Annotated in this window: 11 protein-coding genes; 5 read left to right on the top strand and 6 right to left on the bottom strand. The window is 42.5% G+C overall.

Features of this window, described 5'->3' with window-relative positions:
• Positions 1-42: 42 nt before the first annotated feature.
• From DQN70_RS06170 to DQN70_RS06155, 4 genes are all read right to left on the bottom strand, one after another.
• Positions 43-435 (bottom strand): rhodanese-like domain-containing protein, encoded by a 393-nt coding sequence (locus tag DQN70_RS06170; RefSeq protein ID WP_036887626.1) that lies wholly within the window; start codon positions 433-435, stop codon positions 43-45.
• Positions 408-1823: an MBL fold metallo-hydrolase gene (locus DQN70_RS06165; RefSeq protein WP_023940971.1), complete on the bottom strand. Its 1416-nt coding sequence runs from the start codon at positions 1821-1823 to the stop codon at positions 408-410. The genes DQN70_RS06170 and DQN70_RS06165 overlap by 28 nt, the downstream gene beginning before the upstream one ends.
• Before the next feature lie 100 nt (positions 1824-1923).
• The gene (locus DQN70_RS06160) at positions 1924-2721 is read right to left on the bottom strand and encodes a sulfite exporter TauE/SafE family protein (RefSeq protein WP_023940969.1); all 798 of its coding nucleotides are present in this window, start codon (positions 2719-2721) and stop codon (positions 1924-1926) included.
• A 65-nt stretch (positions 2722-2786) separates the two neighbouring features.
• Complete coding sequence (locus DQN70_RS06155; RefSeq protein WP_036890327.1) at positions 2787-3410, bottom strand: Crp/Fnr family transcriptional regulator; 624 nt, start codon at positions 3408-3410, stop codon at positions 2787-2789.
• A 349-nt stretch (positions 3411-3759) separates the two neighbouring features.
• Between DQN70_RS06155 and DQN70_RS06150 the strand changes: the two genes are divergently transcribed.
• The 5 genes from DQN70_RS06150 (at position 3760) to DQN70_RS06130 (ending at position 10095) form a co-directional block, all read left to right on the top strand.
• Positions 3760-4506, top strand: coding sequence for a polyprenol monophosphomannose synthase (locus tag DQN70_RS06150; protein ID WP_023937478.1), 747 nt, complete (start codon positions 3760-3762; stop codon positions 4504-4506).
• Positions 4503-5864 (top strand): dihydroorotase, encoded by a 1362-nt coding sequence (locus tag DQN70_RS06145; protein ID WP_023940965.1) that lies wholly within the window; start codon positions 4503-4505, stop codon positions 5862-5864. Before DQN70_RS06150 ends, DQN70_RS06145 begins: the two co-directional genes overlap by 4 nt.
• A 116-nt stretch (positions 5865-5980) precedes the next feature.
• Positions 5981-7138, top strand: a complete 1158-nt coding sequence (locus DQN70_RS06140; RefSeq protein WP_023937480.1) for an NAD(P) transhydrogenase subunit alpha — start codon at positions 5981-5983, stop codon at positions 7136-7138.
• Between the two features lie 111 nt (positions 7139-7249).
• The gene (locus tag DQN70_RS06135) at positions 7250-7561 is read left to right on the top strand and encodes an NAD(P) transhydrogenase subunit alpha (protein WP_036887747.1); all 312 of its coding nucleotides are present in this window, start codon (positions 7250-7252) and stop codon (positions 7559-7561) included.
• A complete protein-coding gene (locus tag DQN70_RS06130) occupies positions 7558-10095 on the top strand; it encodes an NAD(P)(+) transhydrogenase (Re/Si-specific) subunit beta (RefSeq protein WP_111759353.1) in 2538 nt (845 codons plus the stop codon). The genes DQN70_RS06135 and DQN70_RS06130 overlap by 4 nt, the downstream gene beginning before the upstream one ends.
• Before the next feature lie 1240 nt (positions 10096-11335).
• Here DQN70_RS06130 and DQN70_RS06125 read toward each other — a convergent pair.
• Together DQN70_RS06125 and DQN70_RS06120 are read right to left on the bottom strand one after the other, a co-directional pair.
• The gene (locus tag DQN70_RS06125) at positions 11336-11890 is read right to left on the bottom strand and encodes a hypothetical protein (RefSeq protein WP_042225618.1); all 555 of its coding nucleotides are present in this window, start codon (positions 11888-11890) and stop codon (positions 11336-11338) included.
• Entirely contained in the window at positions 11881-13371 is a 1491-nt protein-coding gene (locus DQN70_RS06120) for a transglycosylase domain-containing protein (protein ID WP_023939352.1), read from the bottom strand. Before DQN70_RS06120 ends, DQN70_RS06125 begins: the two co-directional genes overlap by 10 nt.
• Positions 13372-13425 lie beyond the last annotated feature (54 nt).

The raw sequence follows: 13425 nt of genomic DNA, 5'->3' as shown, positions 1-13425 counted from the left end.
TGACCTCCCTTTTTGTTCCTCACATCAAGAAACAAGGCCTCCTTATTGGCTTCTACAGATTTGTTTGACAGAGGCTACATTCTCCCAAGTTCCTCCATTGATCACATTGTCAAATCCATTTCGCTCAAGTATGCTCTTGGCCTGCGAACTTCGACCTCCACTACGACAGAAAACAACAATAGTCTTCTTGTCTTTGAATTTGTCGATCTGGGCCTGAATCTGATCCAATGGGATATTTACAGCTCCCCGCACACTGCCAGAGGCAAATTCTCCAGGAGTACGAACATCTACGAGATAAGCACCTTCTTGTATAGCCTGTGCCAAACGATTGTTATCTGGCTGGCCGAAAAGATTCTTGAATAATCCGAACATGATAAATACGATTGATATATATACGATGGTTAATACTATTTTTTTGATACTCTGCTTTGACATACAAAATCAGTTTTAGAAATATTGGTCTGAGCAATAGCGGAAAAGCCTCCGATTATGTCCGTAAAATTGCGATAACCTCGTGCTTGCAAAATGCTTGCAGCAATCATACTGCGATAACCACCGGCACAATGCAGATAGAAGTGTCTGTCTCGTGGTAACTTGCCAATCCAGTCATTGATGTAATCCAGAGGCTTATTGTCAGCTCCCTCTACGTGCTCAGAAAGGAACTCGCTCTCTTTGCGTACATCTATCACAAGATCAATGCCTAAATCAACTGTGTGGGCAAACTGCTCGGCAGAGATACGCTCTACCCTATCGATCTGCTTGCCAGAAGCAAGCCAGCTCTCAAAGCCTCTGCCAAGATAGCCCAATACATGATCGAAGCCTACACGCCCCAATCGAGTAATAACTTCCTCTTCTCGACCCGGATCCGCAACAATAAGAATAGGTTGCTGCACATCTATGATCATAGCCCCAGCCCAAGGCGCAAAATCACCATCTACTCCAATGTTCACAGATTGAGGAATAAATGCCGGAGCAAAATCCTCTATAGCTCTGGTATCAAGTATCAATGCTCCAAACAACTTTGCTTTACTCTCAAACTCGTCCGGAGAGAGAGCCTCAAGACTGCGACCAAGTACCTTTTCAAAATGGTCATAACCAAGTTTATTCATTGCTACATTCCCTCCAAAATAAGCCGGAGGGGGTAGTAGCCCATCAATCACAGAAGCGATGAAAGCCTCTCGAGAAGGTTGGTTGAAAGCATAGTTTACACGCTTTTGATTGCCAAGAGTGTCCACCGTCTCTTTCATCATATTTTTTCCACAAGCAGATCCAGCTCCATGTGCCGGATAGATAACAATGTCATCCGCAAGAGGCAATATCTTGTTGTAGAGGCTATCATAGAGCAGACCTGCCAGCTCTTCTTTGGTCAAATTGGCTGCTTTTTGTGCCAAATCAGGGCGTCCCACGTCTCCCAAAAAGAGTGTATCACCACTAAAAAGGGCGTGTTCATGCCCTTCCTCATCCGTGAGCAAAAAGCAAGAGCTCTCCATCGTATGTCCGGGTGTATGAATCACGCGAATTGAAACCTTCCCTACTTTGAAAATTTGATTATCCTCAGCGACAATAGCTTCAAAACCAGGCTTGGCAGTGGGGCCATAAACGATCTGTGCTCCAGTGTCATGACTCAAGTCAAGATGCCCACTCACAAAATCTGCATGAAAATGTGTCTCGAAGATATATTTAAGCTGCACGGCATCATGCGCAAGCCTATCTAAATAAGGCTTCGTATCACGCAAAGGGTCTATAATGGCTGCTTCTCCTTCCGAGGAAATGTAATAAGCTCCTTGAGCCAAACAACCGGTATAAATCTGTTCTACTTTCATCCGTTCTAAATATTTTGATGTCTATTTTTTCTGAACACAAAGATCCACCAAAGCAATTAGCTGTACAGCTACTTTTGTTACACAAATGGGGAAATCGAAATCATATACCGATTACTTCCCTAAAAATGATGTATACTCCCATCGCCAAGACAAACCAACCAAAGAGCGGTTTCAATTTATTGCTGTCAATTCTCTTGGAAAGTATTATACCAAAATAAATGCCCACGGAAGCAAATACCGTAACTAATAAAAGAAGGCTCCAATCCCAATAGGCAATCCCTTGCTCCCCAAGTACACCAATAAGGGATTTGGCAGAAATGATGATTAAAGATGTCCCAACCGCCTCTTTCATGGGAAGTTTGCCAAGAACAACCAAAGCCGGAATGACCAAAAAGCCACCACCGGCTCCAACAAGGCCGGTGAGAGTACCAACTATAGTTCCTTCGAGTAGAATAAGTCCATAGTTGAAATGACTTCTATTAGTTTCTGCTTTCGGTTTGTCTTTCTCTATTCGGATCATACTCAAAGAAGTCACAAGCATCATGACAGCAAAGAGCAGCATCAACAGCATCCCCCGTGTAACTAAAAAGCCATTGATACGAAAGACCTCATACGGAATAGCAGGGACCAAGTAGGCTCTGGTAAGAAACACTGCCACAATGGAAGGGAAGCCAAAGACAGCTGCAGTACGAATATTTACCAAATTAAGACGGAAATAAGAGACACTCCCTACTGCACTGGTTATCCCAACAATGAAAAGCGAATAGGCCGTGGCCAACATGGGGTCTACTCCCATCAGATAGACCAATACGGGCACGGTAAGTATACTACCACCTCCTCCGATCAGACCAAGAGCAACCCCAATAAAGACAGAAGCTAAATAACCTGCTATGTACATAAATCCTCGGGATTAAATAATAGCACAAAGGTCTTCTTCTCCCGAGACTCGTACAGCTACTTTGGTTACATAAGAGAGATTTTGTTACGCCCAAGACGAACCTGACCAGCTTCTTCCAGCTGTTTGAGCAACCTGGAGACAACAGCTCGTGCCGTACCCAGTTCTGTTGCCAATTGCTCATGTGTGATCTGAATGGTAGATGAGCCGGTAAGTTCGGATTTCTTCCGAAGGAGAGATAACATACGCTCATCCACTTTCTTAAAAGCAATAGCATTGATCGTCTCCAACAATTCCTCAAAACGCTTGTGATAAGATCGAAAGATGTAGTTGAGCCACTCGGGATGCTCTTTCATAAAAAGCGAGACCTTGTCCATCGGAAGAAAAAGGATCTCTGCATCATCCTCCACTTCTACCCTGACCTTACTCGTTTCGTTGTGTAGCCCTCCAAGAAAAGACATAATACAACTCTCCCCTGCCTTGATATAGTACAACAAAATCTCTCGCCCATCCTCTTCCGTACGAATTACCCGCATTACTCCACGAGTTACGATAGGGATAGAGCGTATATAGGCATTCTCATTGAGGATAACGCTACCGGCTTCATAAGTTTTGAGGATACTGTATTTATAGAGCTTCTCTACCAGCTCAGGAGATGAACGAAATTCGCTTACCTGTTCCAATTCTTTCATGATAGACAAACTTACGAAAACCCCACCAACCTCAACATTTCTGACTCTTATTTCAGTCAATCTATCGACTTGCAAAGACCGAGACCTATCTCTCGTGCTCTCTTTTCCAAATTGAACTATGTATAAAGGGTTTTGCATACATTTGCCTCAATAATAACGCATTTGAAACATGTTGCGCAGTGAGGTATGCAGTATTACCGACAATTAGAGGTTGAGCTCGTACCTTGACTCTCCTTCGAGTCTTGGTTTTGACTTTCAAATCTCGAGGAAAATCTGCAAGGGCTTTGTGTGAAAGATTTTCCACGCTCTTGGTCTCTCAAGCACAGTTTCGTATGACAGAATTTTGCCAATGGATAGCATTGTAATTATCCCGACCTACAATGAGCGAGAAAACATCGCTTCTATGATCGACAAGGTAATGTCCCTGCCTCATAAATTCGATCTTCTTGTTGTGGATGACAATTCTCCGGATGGAACCGCAGACATCGTACGACAAAAACAGCAGGACTACCCATCTCGAGTGCATATGATCGAACGCTCAGGCAAACAGGGATTAGGAACAGCCTACATTGCCGGCTTCAAATGGTCTTTGGAGAAAGGTTACGACTATATTTTTGAGATGGACTGTGATTTCAGTCATCCTGTAGACAAGCTACTGGAGCTGTACCAAGCCTGTTCGCAAGAAGGTGCAGACGTCTCCGTAGGATCTCGTTATATCCGTGGAGGGAGAGTAGACAACTGGCCTTTGGGACGGATTTTGATGTCCTACTTCGCCTCCGTGTACGTGCGTCTTATCACTTGGATGAATGTTCGGGATACAACCGCCGGATTTGTTTGCTACAAACGAGAAGTCTTGAATTCGATCGACTTGGATTCGATACACTTCAAAGGCTATGCCTTCCAAATAGAAATGAAATACACAGCTCATTGCATGAAGTACAAAATCAAGGAAGTCCCTATCACGTTTACCAATAGAGTATTGGGGACATCCAAGATGAATTCATCCATCTTTGGAGAAGCTTTCTTAGGTGTTTTGAAGTTGAGGTATTGGCATTTATTCAAAGGCTTCCCCAAAAAGAAAGGAACTGAAAGATGAAAACCCTGCTCTCCGATGCTCTTATCATAAATGAGGGACAAAGACTGAGAGGCTCAGTATTGATAGAAGGATCGGACATCAAGGCTGTCCTCTATGAACCGGAAAAGGAAGAACATTTGCGATCTATTGCAGATGAAGTCGTAAACTGCCAAGGGCTGTATTTGCTCCCCGGTTGTATTGACGATCAGGTACATTTTCGTGACCCAGGGCTAACTCACAAAGCCGACCTCTATAGTGAAAGCCGGGCAGCTATAGCTGGAGGAATAACGTCTTTTATGGATATGCCGAACACCAAGCCCCCCACCGTTACACTGGAGGCTTGGCAGGCCAAAATGGAGAGAGCGGCTGAATGCTCGTGGGGGAACTATGGTTTTTTCTTCGGTGGAACGAACGACAACATAGACGAGATAAAGCGAGTAGACAAACATACGGTGCCGGGGCTAAAGCTCTTCCTCGGTGCTTCTACCGGAAATATGCTGGTAGACAACAAAGAAACACTCAGAAGGATATTTGGAGAAACAGATCTGCTAATAGCTACACACTGTGAACAAGAGAACATTATACAATCCAATAAGGCCTATTATACGGAGAAATTTGGCAAAAATCTGGATATTCATTTTCATCCGCTTATACGGTCGGAAGAGGCTTGCTATCGCTCCTCCTCCGAAGCTGTCGAATTGGCCGATAAGACAAATGCGCGACTCCACATTTTGCACATATCCACGGCTCGAGAACTGGGGCTCTTCCGCTCCGATTTACCTCTGAGTCAGAAGCGAATTACGGCAGAAGTTTGTGTGCATCATCTTTGGTTCAGTGACAGTGATTACGCCCTCTTGGGCAACAGAATAAAGTGGAACCCTGCCATCAAGGCCGCTTCCGATAGAGCAGCTCTTCGGCAAGCAGTACGCAACGGATGCATAGATATTGTTGCAACAGACCATGCCCCACATCTACTGACAGAGAAAGAAGGCAACGTACTCACAGCGGCCAGTGGGGGGCCATTGGTAGAACATTCTCTGCTGCTTATGCTGGAGTTGAGCCGAATGGGAGAGTTCAGTCTGGAACAAGTTGTAAGCAAAATGGCCCATCAGCCGGCAGAGCTATTTGGCATTCCCGATCGTGGCTACATCAGGCCGGGTTATCGGGCAGACCTTGTATTGGTAGATCCTCATCGTCCTCTTTTGGTGCAGGACGGCCGAGTTCTATCGAAATGTGGCTGGTCTCCCTTTGATGGCTATTCCTTTTCCCACAGTGTCAGACGTACCTATGTAAACGGCTCTTTGGCCTACCATGATGGGGTACTGAGCCCCACCCGACCAGTAGTATACCCTCTTTCATTCCACAGTATCAAAAATTAGCAGGAAAGTCGCAAATCCTACCATTATACTTCTTATATTTGCGAAGTTTTAAGCAAAAAGAAATCTTTAGGCAGACCTAAGATTTCGCAACATACAAACTCAAACAACAAAAAGACATGATTATTGGTATTCCCAAGGAGATTATGCACGACGAAGCTCGTGTGGCATCCACTCCGGAGACAGTGGCAAAGTTGGTTCAAGACGGATTTACTGTACTTGTAGAGCGAGGAGCCGGAGATGCAGCCCTCTATCGAGATGAGGACTATACCAAAGCCGGAGCCCGTATGATAGACAAGCCCGAAGAAATCTACAACGAGGCTGAAATGATCCTTAAGGTTAAAGAACCTCTTTTCAATGAGAAGGTCGGGAAACACGAGGTAGACATGATGCACAAGGGTCAGTATTTGATCACCTTTATCCACCCAGCTTCTCCTGTCAACCACGAGATGGTAAAAAATCTTGCCAACAAGGGAGTAACAGCTATCACTTTGGATGGGATCCCCCGTATCTCCAGAGCCCAAAACCTCGACGCCTTGACCTCTATGAGTACTTGTGCAGGCTACAAAGGGATTATCATGGCCGCAGACCGTGTGACCAGTTTCTTGCCACAGATGTTTACCGCAGTGGGCAAGATAGATGCAGCCAAGGTTATGGTTATCGGAGTAGGTGTGGCAGGTTTGCAAGCCCTGGCCACAGCCAAACGATTGGGAGCCATCACCTATGCAGCCGATATACGTCCGGCAGCAGCTGAACAGGCACAAAGCCTTGGAGCCAAAGTCATCGACACCACAGTACCCGCCGAACTGGCCATCGCAGAGGGTGGCTATGCCAACAAACTGCCCGATGATGTACTGGAGCGCGAAAGAAAAGCCCTCACAGCAGCGATACAGGAGATGGATATTGTCTTCTGCTCAGCTCTTATCCCTGGCAAGATTGCTCCGGTCATTATCACAGAGGAAATGGTCAAAGGTATGAAACGAGGATCGGTAATTGTGGATATCTCTATCGACCAAGGAGGTAACTGTGCTCTGACTCCGGCTGGAGACATCGTAGTGAAGCACGATGTAACCCTTATGGGAGTCAAGAATATCCCTGGCTTGTTACCTACAAGCTCTACTTGGATGTTCTCGAACAACCTCTACAACTTGGTAAAATATCTGGTAAAAGATGGCCAGGTAGTTCTTGACAGAAATGACGAAGTAATTGCCAAAAGCCTTGTTTGCATAGACGGAGAGTTGGTGCACGCTGGGGCTCGTGAGGCAATGGGAATCTGATATAGATCAACGAAATATTAACTCATAACCGAAGGGTGGCCACCGTGGAATTGAAAAACTCGGCGACCACCCTTTGAGCTTTATGTCCAGAAAAAAGAAAAAGAAACGATGATACATCCACTGATATTATTAGCCGTATTTGTTATTGCCACCATAGTTGGCTATTTCATCATCAAAACAGTACCGAGTCTGCTACACACACCTCTCATGTCCGGGATGAATGCTCTTTCCGGGGTTACTATCGTGGGGGCTCTGTCGGCTACCGGGGTAGCCCTGTTAATGCGCAACCATCTTTTCGTTTCCCAGTTGTTCGGCACCATAGCCATTATATTGGCTACAATTAACGTGGTCGGAGGCTTTGGCATCACGCATAGGATGCTCCAGATGTTCAACAAGAAGAAGAAAGGAGACAAACAGTCATGATTAGCACATCGGTCGTTATCATTAGCACAATCCTCTCTTTGGCTGTGCTTCTGGGTATAGCCATGATGAGCCGAGTGAAAACAGCCGTCATGGGGAATACCATCTCTGCATTCGCTATGCTTGTAGGCATTGTTCTTACAATCATCCATAGTGATATATTGAGTGCTTGGACTATCTACCCAGCTCTGATTGTGGGAGCTCTGATAGGCGGAGTTATGGCACAGAGAGTCAAAATGATACAGATGCCACAACTCGTAGCCCTCTTCAACGGATTGGGTGGAGGGGCATCGGCCTTGGTAGGTATCCTTTCGGCTTCGATGATTGGCTTTATTTTCAATACTGCATCTGATGGCTATATTCCCTTCATACGGTTTACATCCATGCTCGCTATTGCGGTTGGGATGATCACGTTGGTCGGCAGTTTGGTAGCTGCAGGCAAACTTCATCGACTATTACCGCAAAAGCCTATTTTCTGGCCTTTCCACTCTGTCGTTACGATCTTGTCTTTGGTCGTTACACTTAGTTTTATCATGCTTTCTCAAGCAATTCCACAGGATGGAAGTATGTCCATTCTTATCTTGGGTTGCGTGATCTTCTCTGGTTTGTTTGGCTTATACTTCTCCGTTCGTGTAGGGGGGGCTGATATGCCTATCACTATCTCCCTACTCAACTCCTTATCTGGGGTTGCCGGGTCTATTGCCGGTATGGCTATTGGGGATATATTCCTTGTTGCCGTAGGAGGCATTGTTGGAGCTTCCGGTCTGCTGCTCACGCAAATTATGTGTAGAGCTATGAACCGCAGCTTGGTGAGCATATTGATGGGAGTATCGAACAAACCCAAAGCAAAACAAAGCAGCATAAAGCCCCAAGAGCAAGGGAAAGTCTCTCAGCAAACAGCAGAATGCTCCTCCGATGCACCGACTCAAAAAAATGCAGGAGAAATATTGGCAGCAGCTAATAGCGTAATCATAGTACCCGGCTACGGTATGGCTTTGGCGCAGGCTCAGCATCAGGTGAAACAGCTGGCAGATGAGTTGGAAAGCAGAGGAGCCTGTGTGCGCTATGCCATCCACCCTGTAGCAGGTCGTATGCCCGGACATATGAATGTACTATTGGCTGAAGCCGATGTGCCATACGAAAAGCTCTTTGAAATGGACGCCATAAACGATGACTTTGCCAAAGCCGATGCCGTCGTAGTTATCGGAGCAAATGACGTCCTGAACCCTGCTGCTCGTGATGCAGAAGGAACACCAATCTATGGGATGCCGGTACTCAATGTAGATCAAGCTCCTGAAGTAATCATTTGTAACTTCGATCTTAACCCTGGATATGCAGGTGTTGAGAATCCTCTCTATCACAGAGAAAAAGGGGTACATCTCTGCTTGGGTGATGCCAAGGAATCGCTAAGGGAATTACTCAAAGAAATGAGAGGAGCAGACAGTAAGGCCGATCTTTCCCCCAAAGACACCTCCTCTACACAAGGTCCTGCCGATGTATTGGCTGAAGCCAAGAATGTAATCATAGTACCCGGCTATGGTATGGCTTTGGCGCAGGCCCAGCACCAGGTGAAGCAACTGGCAGAGGAGCTGGAGAGCAGAGGAGCTCGCGTGCGGTATGCCATCCACCCTGTAGCAGGTCGTATGCCCGGACACATGAATGTACTATTGGCTGAAGCCGATGTGCCATACGAAAAGCTCTTTGAAATGGACGCCATAAATGATCATTTTGTGAAAACGGATGCTGTGGTAGTTATAGGGGCAAATGATGTTCTGAACCCTGCTGCTCGTGATGCAGAAGGAACACCAATCTATGGGATGCCGGTACTCAATGTAGATCAAGCTCCCGAAGTAGTCATCTGTAACTTCGACCTTAACCCAGGATATGCAGGTGTTGAAAATCCTCTCTATCACAGAGAAAAGGGAGTACATCTCTGCTTAGGCGATGCCAAGGAATCGCTCAAAGAGTTGCTCAAAGGAGTGAGAGGGGCCAGAAACAAAGCTCATACCTCATCCGAGAAAAAGAACTCGACACAAAGCCCTGATGAAGTATTGTCCGAAGCTAAGAATGTAATCATAGTACCTGGCTACGGTATGGCTTTGGCGCAGGCTCAGCATCAGGTGAAACAGCTGGCAGATGAGTTGGAAAGCAGAGGAGCCTGTGTGCGCTATGCCATCCACCCTGTAGCAGGTCGTATGCCCGGACATATGAATGTACTATTGGCTGAAGCCGATGTGCCATACGAAAAGCTCTTTGAAATGGACGCCATAAACGATGACTTTGCCAAAGCCGATGCCGTCGTAGTTATCGGAGCAAATGACGTCCTGAACCCTGCTGCTCGTGATGCAGAAGGAACACCAATCTATGGGATGCCGGTACTCAATGTAGATCAAGCTCCTGAAGTAATCATTTGTAACTTCGATCTTAACCCTGGATATGCAGGTGTTGAGAATCCTCTCTATCACAGAGAAAAAGGGGTATATCTCTGCTTGGGTGATGCCAAGGAATCGCTTAAAAGCCTTATCAGCAAACTATAGTAGATATACTGTTCAGTAGGTACAAATAGCCTGCTCGGGATAACCAAGAGGAAGGGGCTGTGGCAAAATTGAAATTAGCCACAGCCCCTTTTAGCTGCATTAGAATGCGCAAAAACAAGGCACTAAGACAGAGGCTGAAGGGAGCATACTAGAGTATGTAACCGAAGCCAAATGTCACAAGTAACACAGCAGTTTGCGTATTATGACACACCGCCTTTGAATAGTAAGCGGAGACCTTTACATGGACTCCAAAATGACAATCAAAACTTGCCTTTCTGTTGACTTTGCTGGTTGCGGTAATCTTGAAGGCATTGAGACTAAAGGTTCAGAGAGTATACTCGTCATATATGACCAAGCCTAAAAGCGAATAACGTATTATGCGGCTATTCTTGAAATCATACTCCGGGCACTCACCGTAGCAGGTTAATAAAAAAAGAAAAACTATTGTATATCAACAAAAGACAAGCTTCATAGGGTGTCATAGATCACGCACTCTCCATCATTTCAATTCAACATATTTTGTAAAAACAGAACTATCAAAAAAAGAAAGAAATCAGGAGAAGAGAACACAAATATCCAATCCCATATTTTCTCTTCCGATCTCTCTAAATCCGCCCTTCCAGAATACCCTATTCATCGGCATTCTGAGAGGGTCATTTTTTTCTCCGTGTAGAAAATATGATTTTCGGGTTAAGTGCCTACATTACAAGGTTCTGCGATAAAATGCAAATCGTATAGGTAACGATTTAGAAATGAGCGAGGTGCACTAATATACAATATTTTGAATAGCCAAAGAACGCTCACTATTTTACTTCCAAAGGTAATGTTTTGTGTGGAAAAGTGAGTATTCTTGTGTAACTTTCTTTTTAAAAGTTTTGTAGAAAAGAAATCTAATGATGAAAGGAATGCTTTATGGTCGTTTTTCATCCTTGGTTATGCGAATTTCATAAACATCTTCCATAAATTATCTTTTGTATAGTTTCAAATAACCTTTGCTGTATTTCATTAGGTAACTTCCGTGCGATACATCTCCGCATTTCTGTTGTCAGAAAATTCATTTTTATGTATGAGATGGAGATAAAGGTAGATATAAGTCCATTGAAAAAGAGTTTTATCTAACTCCTATTTTTCTTTTACTGTATCTTGCAAGGGAAGGATTTCTTTTGAATTCTATTCACTCTCAGAATCATGTAATTTTTATTGCGAACTAAGCATTTTTAACGCTCATTAGCTTAATTGTTTACAGTATTATTTTTCGTACCAGATAGCCCACTATTAAAAATAAAGAAAAAATTATTGTTGCAGCAACCAGATACATCAGAAACAGCATAAGCAATTTAAGTATTCTATTGACAGGTCTTATGTCTGTGTATTTGTAATAAAATTTATTTTCTTCCCTAATCTTAGAAACTAACGCCTCAAGCTCTTCTTCAATATTTTCAATTGTTTTTAACACTAGATCCTCGTCAGTCGTTTCATCAATTGCGATTCTTGTTATATTGTCAAATATTTCTTTGCTTATATAGGCAGATTTAAGTCCATCAAGTAATATCCTCTGCAGATTTTCTTTGAATTCTGTGTTTTTGGGGAAGTAGGCAATGAAATGAAGATTTGCATTAAGTTCAGAAAGAATCTGAATCCTTTTTTCAAAGTATTTCACGAATGTGCTTCTAGAATTTTCTATAGGTTTTTCTATAAGTGTCTTTATTAGCCATGTAATAAATACAATAATTGAAGAAAATACCAGAGTAGTTAATTCTGGATTTAATTCTTGTATTTTAGTAACTACATCCATTCTCTTGTGCATTTTTTCTGCCGATTAAATATATCGGAGAATATTTTCTTAACTCCATAAATAAATCCTCCCTCTTTAGAGTAATCATTAATAGGATTTTCATTCTTTAGAACTGCAAATGTAAGTTCCGCATTACCAAAGACAGCGAATCTTTCAGTATTATTATTGGTTGTTCCTGTCTTTAAAAAAACATTATTAATATCTAAATCCAGCTTGTTTCTGAAGATATCATTAAGAATTTGGAAACAATCAGATTTTATACCGTCTTTTATATCTTGAGAAAAAAAGGTAGAGTATACAGAGCAGAGTTCATATAATGAGATTCCATCTTCTGTAGCTCCTAATAAACTTGACAATGTAAATGAAGAAAGAGGTTTATTCAAAAGTTTTGATAGATATTCAAGTACCTTTTCTATACCAACTTTTTCTGAAGCGTTAATAAATACATTGTTATTAGAGAAATATAAGGCATCATCTATAGAGAGATTGTCTTTAAAGGAAGATGCTTCTCTAACATTCCAATTCTGATTATTATATGTAGATGGGAATACTTCATACTTATTAACACCTTGCTCTCTCAAGAAACAATATATAAATGGCTTTAATGTGGAGCCTACATTTGTTTTGTTTGTAAACACATAATCAGTTCCATAAGAACTTGAGAATGCTACTACTTTTTTATTTCTAATAGCAATAATTGACATCGGGTATTTTGATTCCCTTACATTTTTTGCAACAAGAGCTTGAATTTCTGTATTTATGCTGGAGAATAACGTTTTAGTTTTATTGTCTACCCTTTCCACAATAAAAGGAAGTGATGCTGGTCTAACAACAACCAATTGATTATAGAGTATTTGTGGATAACTTTTTATTAATTTATTATAACTGCCGTTTGAAATGACATCCATGAACATCATTTTTTTACTTATAAACAAATATCTCCTCTTTGCTTGTTCGAGATTCTGAGAATAAAAATTTGGTCCTCTTAAGATTGTGATTAAGAAAAGAAGCTGAGCGTGTGATAGTTGATTGACTTCCTTTTGAAAGTAATAAAGCCCAGCAGTTCTTATACCACGAAGATTTTTTCCAAAGTAAATATTATTAAAATACAGATTTAAAATCTCTTCTTTCGAATACTTTCTTTCTAATTTGAGAGCTAAAGTAGACTCTTTGAGTTTTCTGACGATGGTTTTACTGTTATCTTTAAGTAAATTTCTCGCAAGCTGTTGTGTAATAGTACTACCCCCTTGAACAATACGTCCAACAATTATATTGACAATTAAAGCTCTTAAAATAGCTTTGATATCAATACCCTTATGTTTAAAAAAGCGAATATCTTCAATCTCTACAAGAACTTCTTTTACTGAGGATGGAATATAATTTGATATAGCATGGCATTCACTATTGCTAGAAGTAACTCCATAAGGAACGAAGCTCTCATCTTTTTTTGAGTAAATCACAAAACCGTCAAAATCATCCATCTTCTAATTATAAATAATCCTAAAAGCTTGATACTTAAACTTGTCTATTATTAA

The organism is Porphyromonas crevioricanis, from assembly GCF_900476255.1.
GTDB lineage: Bacteria > Bacteroidota > Bacteroidia > Bacteroidales > Porphyromonadaceae > Porphyromonas > Porphyromonas crevioricanis.
Note: the sequence above shows the minus strand (reverse complement) of the source record. Positions and strands in the feature narration are given on the sequence as shown.